The organism is Nonomuraea sp. NPDC050227, assembly GCF_044459705.1.
GTDB lineage: Bacteria > Actinomycetota > Actinomycetes > Streptosporangiales > Streptosporangiaceae > Nonomuraea.
Genome location: NZ_JBITJF010000001.1, coordinates 88,822 through 102,625, shown reverse-complemented (window position 1 = coordinate 102,625; position 13,804 = coordinate 88,822). Strand labels below are relative to the sequence as shown.

19 protein-coding genes are annotated in these 13,804 nt (G+C 70.7%); 10 read left to right on the top strand and 9 right to left on the bottom strand.

The window, feature by feature from the left end; translation table 11 throughout:
- Positions 1 to 66 precede the first annotated feature (66 nt).
- A complete protein-coding gene (locus ACIBK9_RS00620; RefSeq protein ID WP_387679360.1) occupies positions 67 to 675 on the top strand; it encodes an SGNH/GDSL hydrolase family protein in 609 nt (202 codons plus the stop codon).
- A gap of 16 nt (positions 676 to 691) precedes the next feature.
- On the opposite strand, the gene ACIBK9_RS00615 is transcribed toward ACIBK9_RS00620, so the two are convergent.
- From ACIBK9_RS00615 to ACIBK9_RS00595, 5 genes are all read right to left on the bottom strand, one after another.
- A complete protein-coding gene (locus ACIBK9_RS00615; protein WP_352319719.1) occupies positions 692 to 1,051 on the bottom strand; it encodes a DUF2516 family protein in 360 nt (119 codons plus the stop codon).
- A 124-nt stretch (positions 1,052 to 1,175) separates the two neighbouring features.
- On the bottom strand, positions 1,176 to 1,586 hold the full coding sequence (locus ACIBK9_RS00610; protein WP_357967190.1) for a hypothetical protein: 411 nt from the start codon (positions 1,584 to 1,586) through the stop codon (positions 1,176 to 1,178).
- A gap of 3 nt (positions 1,587 to 1,589) precedes the next feature.
- Entirely contained in the window at positions 1,590 to 2,084 is a 495-nt protein-coding gene (locus tag ACIBK9_RS00605) for a helix-turn-helix transcriptional regulator (RefSeq protein WP_352355473.1), read from the bottom strand.
- Positions 2,085 to 2,145: 61 nt separating this feature from the next.
- Complete coding sequence (locus ACIBK9_RS00600) at positions 2,146 to 3,051, bottom strand: M56 family metallopeptidase (RefSeq protein ID WP_397154079.1); 906 nt, start codon at positions 3,049 to 3,051, stop codon at positions 2,146 to 2,148.
- Entirely contained in the window at positions 3,048 to 3,404 is a 357-nt protein-coding gene (locus ACIBK9_RS00595) for a BlaI/MecI/CopY family transcriptional regulator (protein WP_352319711.1), read from the bottom strand. The genes ACIBK9_RS00600 and ACIBK9_RS00595 overlap by 4 nt, the downstream gene beginning before the upstream one ends.
- An 88-nt stretch (positions 3,405 to 3,492) precedes the next feature.
- Here ACIBK9_RS00595 and ACIBK9_RS00590 point away from each other — a divergent pair, with 88 nt between their 5' ends.
- Entirely contained in the window at positions 3,493 to 4,002 is a 510-nt protein-coding gene (locus ACIBK9_RS00590) for an O-acetyl-ADP-ribose deacetylase (protein WP_397154076.1), read from the top strand.
- An 11-nt stretch (positions 4,003 to 4,013) separates the two neighbouring features.
- On the opposite strand, the gene ACIBK9_RS00585 is transcribed toward ACIBK9_RS00590, so the two are convergent.
- Entirely contained in the window at positions 4,014 to 4,805 is a 792-nt protein-coding gene (locus tag ACIBK9_RS00585; RefSeq protein ID WP_397154074.1) for a class I SAM-dependent methyltransferase, read from the bottom strand.
- A 5-nt stretch (positions 4,806 to 4,810) separates the two neighbouring features.
- Positions 4,811 to 5,557, bottom strand: coding sequence for an SDR family NAD(P)-dependent oxidoreductase (locus ACIBK9_RS00580; RefSeq protein WP_358289304.1), 747 nt, complete (start codon positions 5,555 to 5,557; stop codon positions 4,811 to 4,813).
- Positions 5,558 to 5,651: 94 nt separating this feature from the next.
- Between ACIBK9_RS00580 and mshA the strand changes: the two genes are divergently transcribed.
- The 6 genes from mshA to ACIBK9_RS00550 all read left to right on the top strand — a co-directional run bounded on the left by mshA (position 5,652) and on the right by ACIBK9_RS00550 (position 10,148).
- Positions 5,652 to 6,929, top strand: coding sequence for a D-inositol-3-phosphate glycosyltransferase (mshA, locus tag ACIBK9_RS00575; RefSeq protein ID WP_358289301.1), 1,278 nt, complete (start codon positions 5,652 to 5,654; stop codon positions 6,927 to 6,929).
- Positions 6,930 to 6,971: 42 nt separating this feature from the next.
- Positions 6,972 to 7,451, top strand: a complete 480-nt coding sequence (locus ACIBK9_RS00570; RefSeq protein ID WP_357967206.1) for a YbjN domain-containing protein — start codon at positions 6,972 to 6,974, stop codon at positions 7,449 to 7,451.
- 39 nt (positions 7,452 to 7,490) lie between these two features.
- On the top strand, positions 7,491 to 8,234 hold the full coding sequence (locus ACIBK9_RS00565; RefSeq protein ID WP_352355458.1) for a phosphoglyceromutase: 744 nt from the start codon (positions 7,491 to 7,493) through the stop codon (positions 8,232 to 8,234).
- 196 nt (positions 8,235 to 8,430) lie between these two features.
- A complete protein-coding gene (locus tag ACIBK9_RS00560) occupies positions 8,431 to 9,156 on the top strand; it encodes a DUF433 domain-containing protein (RefSeq protein WP_397154071.1) in 726 nt (241 codons plus the stop codon).
- 9 nt (positions 9,157 to 9,165) lie between these two features.
- Positions 9,166 to 9,603: a hypothetical protein gene (locus tag ACIBK9_RS00555; RefSeq protein WP_397154069.1), complete on the top strand. Its 438-nt coding sequence runs from the start codon at positions 9,166 to 9,168 to the stop codon at positions 9,601 to 9,603.
- A gap of 338 nt (positions 9,604 to 9,941) precedes the next feature.
- Positions 9,942 to 10,148 carry a hypothetical protein gene (locus ACIBK9_RS00550; RefSeq protein ID WP_352319699.1) on the top strand — a complete coding sequence of 69 codons (207 nt, stop codon included), beginning with the start codon at positions 9,942 to 9,944 and terminating at the stop codon, positions 10,146 to 10,148.
- A gap of 25 nt (positions 10,149 to 10,173) precedes the next feature.
- Here ACIBK9_RS00550 and ACIBK9_RS00545 read toward each other — a convergent pair whose 3' ends face one another.
- On the bottom strand, positions 10,174 to 10,911 hold the full coding sequence (locus tag ACIBK9_RS00545; protein WP_397154067.1) for an SAM-dependent methyltransferase: 738 nt from the start codon (positions 10,909 to 10,911) through the stop codon (positions 10,174 to 10,176).
- A gap of 201 nt (positions 10,912 to 11,112) precedes the next feature.
- Complete coding sequence (gene phoU, locus ACIBK9_RS00540; RefSeq protein ID WP_352355448.1) at positions 11,113 to 11,757, bottom strand: phosphate signaling complex protein PhoU; 645 nt, start codon at positions 11,755 to 11,757, stop codon at positions 11,113 to 11,115.
- A 132-nt stretch (positions 11,758 to 11,889) separates the two neighbouring features.
- Between phoU and ACIBK9_RS00535 the strand changes: the two genes are divergently transcribed.
- Both ACIBK9_RS00535 and ACIBK9_RS00530 read left to right on the top strand, forming a co-directional pair.
- Positions 11,890 to 13,062, top strand: coding sequence for a sensor histidine kinase (locus ACIBK9_RS00535; protein WP_387679874.1), 1,173 nt, complete (start codon positions 11,890 to 11,892; stop codon positions 13,060 to 13,062).
- Positions 13,059 to 13,751: a response regulator transcription factor gene (locus ACIBK9_RS00530; protein WP_352355444.1), complete on the top strand. Its 693-nt coding sequence runs from the start codon at positions 13,059 to 13,061 to the stop codon at positions 13,749 to 13,751. Before ACIBK9_RS00535 ends, ACIBK9_RS00530 begins: the two co-directional genes overlap by 4 nt.
- Positions 13,752 to 13,804: the final 53 nt, after the last annotated feature.

Below are 13,804 nucleotides of genomic sequence, written 5' to 3'. Positions count from 1 at the left end.
GGAAGAATCGCCCCGGTCGTCGCACTAATGGGGATATTTGCTGGAATTTCGGCATGTACGAGTGCGGTGGCCCGGACGCCGCCGCAGCGGGCGCCCGAGGCCGTCCCTCCCGCCCGTCCGGCGGTTCCCGTGATGATGTTCGTGGGCGACAGCTTCACCGTCGGATCCGGCCCGGTGCCGCCCTGGCGGACCTACGCCTCGGAGTCGGCGCGGCTGCTCGGCTGGCAGCCGGTCATCGCCGGCGCCGGCGGCACCGGCTATCTCAACGAGGGCAAGGTGGGCCGCACGTTCCGGCGGTCGTTCGAGGAGGAGCTGGCCTGGCGGCCGGCCCCCGACGTGCTGGTCATCTCCGGCGGCCACAACGACCAGCGCTGGAGCACCGGGCAGGTGCGCGCGGCCGCCGCCGCCCTGCTCGCCGAGGTGCGCCGCCGCTGGCCGGTCACCAAGGTCGTGATGGTCGGCCCGATCTGGCTGGAGGACACCCCGGCCAAGGCCTACCGGGTGCGCGACGCCCTGGCGGAGGTGGCCGACGCCGCGGGCGTGCCGTTCCTCGACCCGATGCGCCGGAAATGGGTGACCGGCAGGCCGTCGGAGACGGTGCTGCCCGACGGCGTGCATCCCACGTTCGCCGGGCACGAGCGCATCGCCGCGTGGCTGGCGGCGGAGCTGGCCTGATCCGGGCGGCGCCGGCCTACCAGGGGCCGTAGGGGCCGCTGTTGCCGCGGCCCATGCCCTTGACCGCGGGCTTGACGTCGACGATGTAGATCGTGGCGGCGATGACGGCCAGGATGGAGAACAGGCCGAGCCCGTTGAGGCCGATGAACCGGAAGCCGCCGATCAGCATGAAGTCGTTGAAGTAGCCCAGCGCGCCGCCGCCGGACAGCAGGGTCGCCAGCGCGAGGATGAGCACCCAGATCTTCTTCTGCAGCTTGCCCGCCGAGACGAACGCGTTGGTCGGCACGCGCGCCGCGTGCACCAGCGCGTAGACCGACATGCCGAAGATGACGGCGGCGAGCACCAGGAAAAGGAAGTTGAAAACGCCGTTGATCATATTCATGTTGCTGGCTCCACCCAACGCCGCGATGAAATCGGCCCCAGCCTAATAGGCGTCCCTGACAAGCGGGCACCGGAACAGGAACGGGCCCGCCTCCGAAGAGGCGGGCCCGCTCGCTCACTCAGGCCTTGGCCCGAGGCGTGCGCGTGGTCTTCTTGACGGGCTCGGCGACGGGCGGCTCGGCGGCCTCCGACACCTCCTCCAGCTCAAGGGCGGCCTCGCCGGTCGTCTTGCTGACGACCTTGCGGCCACGGGTGGCGAAGTCCTCGTAGACCTCGGTGGCCTTGTTGCTCAGCTGGTCGGCGTACTCGCGGGCCTTGTCCGGGAACTCGCGGACGAAGCCCTCGGCCTTGTCGGCGTACGCGCGGGTCTTCTCCGGCAGGTCCCTGGCCAGCTCCGAGCGGCGGGACTGGAGCTGACGCAGCTGCTCGGGCAGCTCGCGCAGCTTCTCGACGGCGAAGTCGCCGGCGCCGGCGAAGGCGTAGAACGGCTTGGAGTCGGTGAGCTTCTTGACCTCGGTGGCAAGCGTCATGGGTTAACCTTCCTTGGTTTCCTGGGTGACGGTCCCGTTGCCGGGGGAGGCCGCGTAGGGCTCAAGCGCGGCGAGATACTCCTCGGGCAGCGGCGGCTCGTCGTCCGCGGTGGAGTCGTGCTGAGGGCGGGCGTTCTGGGAGGTCTGCTCGCCCTCGGTGCGGTTCTCCTTGCGGAACGATTCATAGATGTCGATCAGCACCTGGCGCTGCCGCTCGGTGAGCAGCGTGTCGGCGTTGACCGCGGTGATCACGTCGCTCGGCGGCTCCCGGTCCTCGATGAGGCCGGCCTGCACGTAGAGCGCCTGCGAGGAGATCCGCAGACCCTTGGCGATCTGGTTCAGGATCTCCGCGCTCGGCTTGCGCAGCCCGCGCTCGATCTGGCTCAGGTAGGGGTTGGAGACCCCTGCCGCCTGCGCGAGCTGGCGCAGCGAGATCTTCGCCTGCTGCCGTTGCTCGCGGATGTACTCGCCGATCGAGCCGACCTTCGGTAGTGCCATACCCACAGTCTGCCGTCCCGTGCTTGCAATTGCAAACGGAACGGCTAACACCTGCAAGCAGTCAGAGCTGGTAGACCCACAGGAAGGGGGTGGTGGTGAGCAAGCTCACAGAGAGGGCGAGATAGCCGTACCGGACAAATGCTGACAATTCCGGCCCTGGCTTGATCAGGCGGTCCACCCTGGCCATGACGTTGTGCGCGTGCACGCCGAGCATGCCCTGCGGGGTCGGCATGGCGCCGGCCGTCCCGAACCTGAGCAGCGCGGTCGCAAGCCTGCGCGGCGAGCAGTAGCGGCGGGCGCGGTCGTCGGCGGCCATCTCGATCAGCAGCTCCACCTGTGCCTGCGCGTCGGCCACCACCTTCGACCAGGGCAGCGCCCGGCGCAGCGCGGCGAACGGCAGCAGCACCAGATCGTGCCGCTCGCGCACGTGGGCGGCCTCGTGCGCCAGCACGGCCGCCATCTCGTCCGGCGACAGCAGCTCAAGCGCGCCCGCGCTGACCACGACCTGCGAGCGCAGCCCCGGCACGCAGTACGCCGCCGCGCTGGGATGGTCGAGCACCCGCACCCCCGGCACGCCCGGATCGTCGCGGGAGATCAGCGCGAGCAGCACGCGATGCCGCCGCCGCGCGCGCAACGCCTGCACGCCGGCCGTCAGCAGCACCACGACCAGCACCGCCAGCGACGTGAGACCGGCGATCATGGCCAGCACGTGCAGCGGGTCCCACGCCTCGACCGGCGTCTCGCCGCGGGCGAAGGCGATCAGCCCCGGCAGCACGCCCACGTTGTAGGGCAGGACCGCGTAGGCCAGCATGGCGCCGGTGGTGGCCAGGCCCCAGGCCACGCCCAGGGACTGCCAGACGATGATGGCGAGCCTCGGGGCACGGGAGGTCCACCGGGCCGTCGTGAAACGCCAGGAGCCGAGCGCGCACGCCGTCGCGAGCGCCGCTAGCACCGCTGCCGTGATCACTCTTCCTCCAGCTCCGTGAGAGCTCTCCGCAGGATCTCCGCCTCCGGGCCCGACACGGCCTGGGCGAAGCGGGTCAGGGCGGCCGATCGGTCGCCCGTCAGGTCCAACGCCTCAAGCATAAGCTCGGCGATGTAGGCGTCACGGCTCGCGGCCGGTTCGTAACGCCACGCGCGGCCGTCCCTGGTGCGCTCCAGGAAGCCCTTGCGCGTGAGGCGGTCGAGTACGGTCATCACCGTCGTGGGGGCGAGGTCGCGATCGGCAATGAGCCTGCCGACCTCGCGGGCGGTCAGCGGGTTGTGCTCCGCCCAGAGGATGTCCATGATGCTGCGCTCAAGCTCGCCAAGACCCTTCACGCCCTTCAGGGTAGCTCTACAGAGCGTCGAGCTGGCATCCGGGAGCGGCAAGTGGCGGCGCGGAACCCCGCCTGGCAGGCTCGGTGAGATGAATGTCACGTTGGTGCAGGGCGACATCACCGAGCAGCGGGCCGACGCGATCGTGAACGCGGCCAACTCCTCGTTGCTCGGCGGCGGGGGCGTCGACGGCGCCATCCACCGCCGCGGCGGGCCGGCGATCCTGGAGGAGTGCAGGCGGCTGCGCGCCGGACATTACGGCAAGGGCCTGCCGACCGGCCGGGCCGTCGCCACCACCGCCGGGCTGCTGCCGGCCCGCTGGGTGATCCACACGGTCGGGCCCGTCTACTCCAGGTCGCAGGACCGCTCCGACCTGCTGGCCTCCTGCCACCAGGAGTCGCTGCGGGTGGCGGACGAGCTGGGCGCGCGGACGGTGGCCTTCCCCGCGATCTCCACGGGCGTCTACGGCTGGCCGCTCGACGACGCCGCCCGCATCGCCGTCGCCGCCGTGCGCGCGGCCGGGACGTCGGTGGAGGAGGTCAGGTTCGTGCTGTTCGACACCGCCGCCTACGAGGTGTTCCTCGCACAGATCTCCCGATAGCCCGGATCCCGTCAGCGCGGGTCAACCGCCGACCAGGGCAGCGTCAGCTCGCCGAGCCGCCAGCGGGCCGGGCCGCCGAGCGGCGGGCGCACCGCCACCGGCCACTGCCCGGCCAGCAGCCGCACGGACGCCAGCCAGCGCTGCCGCAGCCCGTGCACCCCGTAAGGGGCGCTGACCGCCCACGCGTGGTCGAAGTCGCGCAGGAACGCATGGATGCGCTCACCCGGCACGTTCCGGTGGATGAGGGTCTTCGGCAGCCGGTCGGCCAGGTCGGAAGGCCGCTCGAAGGCGTCGAACCGGGCGGAGAACGTCAGCGTGCGCGGGCCGTCGGGGGACAGGCCCACCCAGACCGCTCGCCGTCCGGTCTCGGAGCAGGTGCCCTCGACCAGCACGCCGCCGGGGGCCAGCTTGCCGCACAGCACGTCCCAGTAGTGCCACGCCTCCGCCTCGCCGTACTGGCGCAGCACGTTGAAGGCGCGGACCAGCGTCGGCGGGCGCGGGACGGGCAGCTCGAAGCCGCCGAGCGCGAAGCTCAGCCCCTCCCGCTCGTACGGCTTGGCCAGGGCCACCCTGGCCGGGTCGATCTCGATGCCGACCACCTCGACGTCGGGCGCGACCGCGCGCAGCCGGGTGAACAGCTCAAGCGTGGTCGTGTGCGAGGCGCCGTAGCCGAGGTCGACGACGAGCGGGCGGACGGCGGCGCGCAGGGCCGGGCCGTGCACGGCGGCCGTCCAGCGGTCGACCCGGCGCAGCCGGTTGTGCCACGTCGTGCCGCGGGTGATCGCGCCGACCGGTCTGGCCATCGGGCTCAGCCGCCGCTGACGCGGTGCACCTTGTGCTGGGCGGCCTGGGCGCGCGGCCTGATCACCAGGCGGTCGATGTTGACGTGCGACGGGCGCGTCACGCACCAGGCGATGGCGTCGGCCACGTCGTCGGCGGACAGCGGGTCGGGGACGCCCTCGTACACGCGGGCGGCGGCCGTCTCGTCGCCGCGGAAGCGGGTGACCGCGAAGCCCTCGCTCTTGACCATGCCCGGCGCGATCTCGACCACCCGGACCGGCTGCCCGACCAGCTCCAGGCGGAGGGTCTCGGCCATCGCGGACTGGGCGTGCTTGGCCGCGCAGTAGCCGCCGCCGCCCTCGTAGGAGACCAGGGCGGCGGTCGAGGTCAGCATCACCAGCACGCCGTCGCCCGACTCCACGAGTTTGGGGATCAGCGCCTGGGTCATGCGTAGGGAGCCGAGTACGTTCGTGTCGTACATCTGCTGCCAGTCGTCCAGAAGGCCGTCCGTGACCGATTCCATGCCGAGCGCGCCACCGGCGTTGTTGACCAGCACGTCGCAGCGGTCGAGCGAGCCGACCAGCGCGTCAACCGACTCCTGAGAGGTCACGTCGAGCGTCACCGGCCTGATCGAGGGCACCTCCGCGGCCAGCTTGTCCAGCCGGTCGCGGCGTCGTGCGCCCGCCACCACCACGTAACCTTCAGCGGCGAGCCGCCGCGCGGTCGCCTCGCCGATCCCGCCGCTCGCGCCGGTCACCACTGCCGTTCTCTGCATGCCCCTCATCCTGCCAGGGCGGACGCGGTGCGAACCGCGGCAGGGAATGTCGAAAAAATTCGGATAGTTGTATTCCGCTTGGAGGTGATGTCGAGTGAGGCGACGACGGGTCAGCCGGGTCGCGACCATCAGCATGCACACATCGCCATTGGACCAGCCCGGCACGGGCGACGCCGGTGGGATGAACGTGTACATCGTCGAGTCGGCCAGGAGGCTGGCGCAACTCGGCGTGGAGGTGGAGATCTTCACCAGGGCCACCGCCCGCGACCAGCCACCCGTGGCCGAACTCGCCCCAGGCGTCCTGGTACGTCACCTGACGGCAGGGCCGTACGAGGAGATGGACCGCGCGGACCTTCCCGGGCAGCTGTGCGCCTTCCTGTCCGAGGTGCTGCGCACCGAGGCCATGTACGACCCCGGCCGCTACGACGTCATCCACTCCCACTACTGGCTGTCCGGGCAGGTCGGCTGGCTGGCCAAGGAGCGCTGGGGCGTGCCGCTCGTGCACACCATGCACACCATGGCCAAGGTCAAGAACCTGCTGCTCGCCCAGGACGACAAGCCGGAGCCGCAGGCCCGCGTGGTGGGCGAGGAACAGGTCGTGGAGATCGCCGACCGCCTCGTGGCCAACACCGCCGACGAGGCCCGCGAGCTCATCGACCTGTACGGCGCCGCCCCACAGCGCGTGGCCGTCGTGAACCCCGGCGTCAACCTCACCGTCTTCCAGCCCGCCTCGCAGGGCGCCGCCCGGCAGCGGCTCGGCCTGCCACAGGACGCCCGCGTGCTGCTGTTCGTCGGCCGCATCCAGCCGCTCAAGGCCCCCGACGTGCTGCTGCGCGCGGCCTCGCGCATGCTCATCGACGACCCCTCGCTGCGCGGCCGGCTGGTCGTCGCCTGCGTCGGCGGGCCGTCGGGCAACGGGCTCGCCCGGCCGTCCATCCTCACCGAACTGGCCGGTGAGCTGGGCATCTCCGACGTCGTCCGGCTCGTGCCGCCGGCCCCGCAGGAGGAACTGGCCGACTGGTACCGGGCGGCGGACGTGACGGTCGTGCCGTCCTACAGCGAGTCGTTCGGGCTCGTGGCCCTGGAGTCGCAGGCCTGCGGGACGCCGGTCGCCGCCGCGGCCGTGGGTGGGCTGCGCACCGCCGTCCACGACGGGGTCTCCGGCGTGCTGGTGGACGGGCACGACCCGGACGAATGGGCCCGCGTCCTGCACCGCCTGGTCACCCTGCCGGACTGGCGTGAGCAGTTGTCGCGGGGGGCGCGCACGCACGCGGCCGCCTTCGGCTGGCAGGCGACGGCGGGCCGGCTCATGGAGGTGTACGCGGGCGCCGTCGCGAACCTGCACAAGGTGCCCGTGGCGCTCAACTTCTAGCGGCTGGACGGCCTCACGTCGCGCGCTCCTAAGCTGTATCCCATGCGCGATGTCGTCGAAGCCGCGCTCAAGGCCGCGGACGTCTCCTACGACGAGCCGCGGCCCGGGGCGTTCCTGGTCAAGCTGCCCGGACAGCACAAGCTCGCCACCATGACCTGGCTGATCGTCGGCGAGCGGGTGCTGCACGTCGAGGCGTTCTTCTGCCGCCAGCCGGACGAGAACCACGAGGAGTTCTACCGCTGGCTCCTCGGCAAGAACGGCGCCATGTACGGCGTGCACTTCTCCCTCGACCCCGTCGGCGACGTCTACCTGGTCGGCCGGGTGCCGCTGGCCGCCGTCAGCGAGGAGGAGGTCGACCGGCTGCTCGGCTGCGTGCTGACGTACGCCGACGACTGGTTCGACCGGGCGCTGGAGCTGGGCTTCGCCTCCTCCATCAGGCGGGAGTGGGAGTGGCGTGCCAAACGCGGCGAATCCCTGGCCAACCTGCAGGCTTTCGCCCGATTCGCCGACCCCGGGCAGTGACCTGCCGGCGCTCCGGGCGGCGGCCATAGGATTGGCCGCATGGCGACTTTGGTGCTGCTACGGCACGGTGAGAGCGACTGGAACGCGAAGGGCCTGTTCACCGGTTGGGTGGACGTCAGCCTGTCGGCCAAGGGCGAGGACGAGGCCCGGCGCGGCGGCCGGCTCCTGCAGGAGGCCGGTCTGCGGCCCGACGTCCTGCACACCAGCCTCCTGACCCGGGCCATCCAGACGGCCCAGCTCGCCCTGGGCGAGGCCGACCTGCTCTGGCTCCCGGTCAAGCGCAGCTGGCGGCTGAACGAACGCCACTACGGGGCCCTGCAGGGCAAGAACAAGGCCCAGACGCGTGAGGAGTTCGGCGACGAGCAGTTCATGCTCTGGCGCCGCTCGTACGACGTGCCGCCGCCGCCCATCGCCGACGACGACGAGTACTCCCAGGCCGGCGACCCCCGTTACGCCCTCCTGCCGCCGGAGCTCATGCCACGCACGGAGTGCCTGAAGGACGTCGTCGACCGCATGCTCCCGTACTGGTACGACGAGATCGTCCCCGACCTGGCCGCGGGGCGCACGGTCCTGGTGACCGCGCACGGCAACTCGCTGAGGGCCCTGGTCAAGCACCTCGACGGCATCGGCGACGACGACATCGCCGGGCTCAACATCCCCACGGGGATCCCGCTGGCGTACGAGCTGGACGCCGACTTCAAGCCGCAGGTGCGCGGCGGGCGCTACCTCGACCCGGAGGCCGCCAAGGCCGCCATCGAAGCAGTGGCCAACCAGGGCCGCTGACCCCACAGCCCTTCGGGCGCGCGAGGGGACTCTCCCGTCCCCTCGTGCTCTCCCGGCCTGGGCCTGCGTGCGCCCTCGTGACGTGTCGGGACGACGGTGCCTGCGCCGGAGCGTGGATGATCGATCTGAAGGACGGGAGATTGCGAGCATCCGGTCGCGGATTTCCCTAGGCTGAGCCTGAAGGGAGAGGACTCTGATGGAACCGCGCGACCACGTTCCACGTAGTGGGCTGATCAGCGACTTCCGCTATGTCACCCCCCTGTACAGCAAGAGCCAGGCGGCAGACCTGATCGGCGTTCCGCGTGAATCCTTCCGCAACTGGTCCGTCGGCTACGCGTACAAGCGGATGGACGGCGTCACGGTGGCGGTCGAGCCCCTGGTGACGACCGCCGGCGCACAGGGGCCGACCGTGCCGTTCGTCGGTCTGGCCGAGGCGTACATGCTGGCCGCCTTCCGCAGGGCAGACGTTCCGATGCGGCGCATCAGGCCGGCCATTCGCTGGCTTGAGGAGAACATCGGGCTGGAGCAGGCGCTGGCCAGCGAGCGGCTGATGACCGACGGCGCTGAGGTGCTGTGGGACTTCAGGGAGCACACCGACGATCCCGTGGAGCGCGAGGCGGTCGACGGGCTGGTCGTGGTACGCAGCGGTCAGCAGGTGTTCCGGCCGATCGTCCGTGACTACCTGCGACGCGTCACTTACGTGGACGGTTGGATGAAAGTGATCCAGCTTCCGGGCTACGACCGCGTGGCGGTCACGGTCGACTCCTGGATCAACGGCGGTCAGCCGACCGTCGCCCGACGAGGCGTCCGTGTCGCCGACGTGCTCAACCGCCTGCGGGCCGGTGAGGACAGCCGAGAAGTGGCCGAGGACTACGACCTCCAAGTGGACGAGGTCGAAGGTCTTCTGCCGCAGGCGGCGTGAGAGGAAGGCATGACGGACGATGCGCGCGCCTCCGGGTTCACCTTCTTCCTGGACCGCGGATTAGGCTCCCGCATCGTCCCCCAAGCCCTGCGCGAGGCCGGCTGGGTCCTGGAAACGATGGATGAGCGCTACGGGGCGGACGCCTCCCAACGCATCGCTGACGTTCAGTGGATCGAAGAAGCCACGATTCGCGGCGACATCCTGTTGTGCAAGGACCTTGCAATCACCCGGAACCTGGTGGAAGCGCGCGTCATCTACACGAGCGGCGCGCGCATATTCGCGCTGGCGAACGCCAGGATGGTCGGGAAGGAGATGGCAGCGGCCTTCCTCGGCAACGAGGCTCAGATCGTCCATGTCGTGAGGCGGGTGATCGAGCCGTTCGTTTTCGCGGTCGGTCACGAGGGGCTGCGGCGAGCCCGATTGCGCTATCCCGTCGATGGGGCGTGACCACGAAAACTGTCAGGTGCCGGTCTCGATGCTGTGTCGAGATGCAGCCGTGCAGCGGCCGACGCCGCCCTTCTTGAGGGCGGATCGGCGCTGTCATACCAGCGTCACCTGCCTGGACGTCCGCGATGGGCGAGGGCTTGGGGCTGGGGGGCGGGGGCGAGGAAGGTATGTCACTGATGCCGGACACTGAAATGTGTGGGCCGGTTTGGGGCGAGGTGCCTATGCTTTCGGGGATGTGAGCACCTCTGCCAGAGCTGAGCGCTCCTGCCCCCTTCCGTCCGCCGGGGAAGCCCGCGTTCCGGGCGGGACGGTCTGACGTGCCGACGTGGGAGCCCCATGTGTCGCGCGGGCTCGTACGCGTGGTCGAAGCGTCCTGTTGCGAGGAGTACGTCCTGTGCTTCGAGGCGGCGCAGTTCTTCGTGCGGCGGGTCACCGAGCGCGGGGACCACGAGGAGACCGCCAGGGGCCCGTACGCCCGTGCCGCCGCGGTCTGGGCCGAGCTGGCGCGGCGGCATGTGTGCAGGAGCCGGCAGGCGGCCTCCTGACGTCGACCGAGGGGCGGGCGGCCCGTCAGTCGGACGTCGGGCGCAGGACGAGGGTGACGAACCCGAAGACGTCCCGGTAGACGCGCAGCCACTCGGCGCGGTGGGTGTCGGCCGTCGTGAGGGCCTCGCACCTGTCCGGATGGTCGGGGTTGTCCAGAGCCCAGGACGCCAGCGAGCCCGTCCAGGCCCATTCGTAGTCGTCGAGCTCCTGGCGGGTGCTGATGTGGCCGTGCACCGGCGTCCAGCCGTCGGCGGTGACGCGGTCCATCAGGGCCGGCAGGCCGGTGAGCTCGCCCAGCATCTCCACCGCCTCGGCGGACGGCTCCCCGGCCCAGAAACCGTCGCCGACCAGGACGCGCCCGCCGGGGGCCAAGTGCTCGCGCGCCGCCGCGAGCGTGGGCGGCAGGCCGCCGAACGCGTGCGTCGCCCCGACGCTGATCACCAGGTCGAACGCGTGCGGCGAGGTGAACTCGGCGGCGTCCGCACGATGGAGGACGAGCCGGTCGTGGACGCCGAGCGCCTCCGCGCTCTCGCGGGCGTGCGCCAGCGAGCCCTCGGCGATGTCCACGCCCTCCGCCTGCAGCTTGGGACGCGTGCCCAGCGCGCGCAGCAGCCACTCCCCGCCGCCGCAGCCGAGGTCGAGCACGCGGGAGCCGCCCTGGGGGAGGGCGCGGTCGAGAAGGCGGCGCACCGAGTCGTCGTCGAGCGGAGCCGCGATCGGATGGTCCGCGTGGGCGAGTCGGGAGATCTGTTCACGATTCACCGGCGGAGCCTGCCACATGCGCAGACGTCACCGCATCCGCTTTTGGCCAGGAGACAGGGCGCTTGGCGGGCGTCTGTCGCTGCTTGCCGCTGTTCGTCCCGCCGGATCGCCCCATGCCCGGCCGGGGACGTGCGAAGCGGGCGGCCCCCCGACAGGTGCCGCCCGCTGCGTCCGGGTGAAGAGCTCGCCTCCGGGAGGCCGTCAGCTGGGACGGGAGCCGGTGACCAGGTAGACGACGTCCCGCGCCACCCGCACCGCGTGGTCGGCGTACCGCTCGTAGTACCGGCCGATCAGTGTGATGTCGATCGCCGGCTCCACGCCGTGCTGCCAGTCCTTGGCCAGGATGTTGCGGAACAGCCGGCGGTGCAGCCGGTCCATCGCGTCGTCGTCCTCCTCCAGCTCAAGGGCCGACTCAACGTCCCTGGAGGCCACGCAGCTGCCGGCCTTGGTGACCAGGTTCTCGGCGATCTGCCCCATTTCCACGATGGTCGAGCGAGTCTCGGGCGGAATCGCCGAGTCGGGGTGCCGCAGCCGGGCCACCTTGGCCACGTGGACGGCGAGGTCGCCCATGCGTTCGAGGTCGGTGCCCATGCGCAGCGCCGTGATGACCATTCGCAGGTCCACCGCGACCGGCTGCTGCCTGGCCATCAGCTCGAAGATCGACGTCTCGATGTCGGCGAAGAGGGCGTTCACCTCCTGGTCGCGGGAGATGACGCTCTCGGCGAGCTGGAGGTCGGCGTCGAGGAGGGCCGTGGTGGCACGGGAGATGGCCGAGCGGACCAGCCTCGTCATCTCGACCAGCTTGCCCGTCAGGAGATCAAGTTCTTCATGGTACGCGTCGCGCATGTCGTCACCGTACGTGCCACTCGATGAACGAACCTCTACTGCGAGATGAACTTTCCAGGAAAGGGCGGTTCATCCGCAGGTGAGAGGTCTGTCCCTTGGGCTTCGCCACCTACCATCGGAGGCATGAGTGAGATGGCCATGAGCTTCGCGGCCCTGGCCGGGTTCGTCGTGGGAGCCCTGGCGGTCCTGTTCTACCGGAACCAGATCGAGGCTCCGAAGAGGACCGATTCAGCCGACGGCGTCGAGACCGGAGCGGCGCTGCCGCAGGGCGTGGCCTCCGTGCTCGCCGTGCTCCCCTCGTCCGCCGTCGTGCTCGACGCGCACGACCGCGTGCTGCGCGCCAGCTCGGCCGCGCGCGCGTTCGGGCTGGTCAAGGGCGACAGGCTGATGGCCGCGGAGCTGCTCGCACTGGCAAGACAGGTACGCCGCGACGGCGAGATCCGCGAGAGCGAGATCGACGTCGCCGGCCACAAGTTCGGCCAGGAGACGACGAACTTCGCCGTCCGCGTCGCCCCCCTCGGCTCCTACGGCCAGGTGCTGGTGCTGGCCGAGGACCAGACCGAGCGGCGCAGGGTCGAGGCGGTGCGCCGCGATTTCGTCGCCAACGTCAGCCACGAGCTGAAGACCCCCGTGGGCGCGCTGAGCCTGCTGGCCGAGACCATCCAGGACGCCGCCGACGACCCCGAGGCGGTCACCCGCTTCGCCGGGCGCATGCAGCACGAGGCCGCCCGGCTCACCTACCTGGTCCAGGACCTGATCACGCTGAGCAGGATCCAGGGCGCCGAGCCCATCCCCACCCCGGGCCAGGTCGCCATCGACGAGGCCGTCCATGACGCCATCGACCACTGCAACACCAAGGCGGTGGCCAAGGACATCACGCTGGTCACCGGCGGCACCGAGGGCCTGCGCATCTGGGGCGACGACGAGCTGCTCGTCACCGCCCTGCGCAACCTCATCGACAACGCCGTCGCCTACAGCCCCGAGCACACGCGGGTCGTGGTCAGCGTCCGTCCGGCCGGCGACTCCGTCGAGATCAGCGTCAGCGACCAGGGCATCGGCATCCCCGAGGAGTCTCTGGAGCGCATCTTCGAGCGCTTCTTCCGCGTCGACGCGGCCAGGTCACGGGCGACCGGCGGCACCGGGCTCGGCCTGGCCATCGTCAAGCACGTCGCCGCGGCCCACGCGGGCGAGGTGTCCGTCTGGAGCAAGGAAGGCTCCGGCTCCACCTTCACCCTCCGTCTGCCCGCCTTCGGCGGCACGGCGGTGGCAGTACCACCCTCGATTCCCCTGGAGACCGCAAAATGACCAGAGTTCTAGTGGTTGAGGATGAGGAGTCCTTCTCCGACGCCTTGTCCTACATGCTGCGCAAGGAGGGCTTCGAGGTGTCGGTCGCGGCGACCGGGCCCGAGGCGCTCGACACGTTCGACCGCAACGGCGCGGACCTCGTGCTGCTCGACCTGATGCTGCCCGGCCTGCCGGGCACCGAGGTGTGCCGCTCGCTGCGGCAGCGCTCGAAGGTGCCGGTCATCATGCTGACCGCCAAGGACAGCGAGATCGACAAGGTCGTGGGCCTGGAGCTGGGCGCCGACGACTACGTGACCAAGCCGTTCTCCTCGCGGGAGCTGGTGGCCCGCATCCGCGCGGTGCTGCGCCGTCAGGGCGACGTGGTGGAGGAGCTGGAGACGGCCGTCCTGGCCGTGGGCCCGGTGCGCATGGACGTCGACCGCCACGTCGTCGCGGTGCGCGGCGCGCAGGTGCAGCTGCCGCTGAAGGAGTTCGAGCTGCTGGAGGTGCTGCTGCGCAACGCCGGCCGGGTGCTCACCCGCGGCCAGCTCATCGACCGCGTCTGGGGCGCCGACTACGTGGGCGACACCAAGACGCTCGACGTCCACGTCAAGCGCCTGCGGGCCAAGATCGAGGCGGACCCGTCGAACCCGCGCTGCATCCTCACCGTGCGCGGCCTGGGCTACAAGTTCGACGCCGCCGAGGAGTGAACGACCCTTGTTCTGGTACGTGGGTTCGTACCAGAACAAGGGTTCTCTCATGC

Coding starts and splice junctions, on each gene's coding strand:
- ACIBK9_RS00615 (WP_352319719.1), bottom strand. CDS start 1,051: ATGATCAACGGCGTTTTCAACTTCCTTTTCCTGGTGCTCGCCGCCGTC.
- ACIBK9_RS00610 (WP_357967190.1), bottom strand. CDS start 1,586: ATGACGCTTGCCACCGAGGTCAAGAAGCTCACCGACTCCAAGCCGTTC.
- ACIBK9_RS00605 (WP_352355473.1), bottom strand. CDS start 2,084: ATGGCACTACCGAAGGTCGGCTCGATCGGCGAGTACATCCGCGAGCAA.
- ACIBK9_RS00590 (WP_397154076.1), top strand. CDS start 3,493: ATGAATGTCACGTTGGTGCAGGGCGACATCACCGAGCAGCGGGCCGAC.
- ACIBK9_RS00585 (WP_397154074.1), bottom strand. CDS start 4,805: ATGGCCAGACCGGTCGGCGCGATCACCCGCGGCACGACGTGGCACAAC.
- ACIBK9_RS00580 (WP_358289304.1), bottom strand. CDS start 5,557: ATGCAGAGAACGGCAGTGGTGACCGGCGCGAGCGGCGGGATCGGCGAG.
- ACIBK9_RS00570 (WP_357967206.1), top strand. CDS start 6,972: ATGCGCGATGTCGTCGAAGCCGCGCTCAAGGCCGCGGACGTCTCCTAC.
- ACIBK9_RS00565 (WP_352355458.1), top strand. CDS start 7,491: ATGGCGACTTTGGTGCTGCTACGGCACGGTGAGAGCGACTGGAACGCG.
- ACIBK9_RS00560 (WP_397154071.1), top strand. CDS start 8,431: ATGGAACCGCGCGACCACGTTCCACGTAGTGGGCTGATCAGCGACTTC.
- ACIBK9_RS00555 (WP_397154069.1), top strand. CDS start 9,166: ATGACGGACGATGCGCGCGCCTCCGGGTTCACCTTCTTCCTGGACCGC.
- phoU (WP_352355448.1), bottom strand. CDS start 11,757: ATGCGCGACGCGTACCATGAAGAACTTGATCTCCTGACGGGCAAGCTG.
- ACIBK9_RS00535 (WP_387679874.1), top strand. CDS start 11,890: ATGGCCATGAGCTTCGCGGCCCTGGCCGGGTTCGTCGTGGGAGCCCTG.
- ACIBK9_RS00530 (WP_352355444.1), top strand. CDS start 13,059: ATGACCAGAGTTCTAGTGGTTGAGGATGAGGAGTCCTTCTCCGACGCC.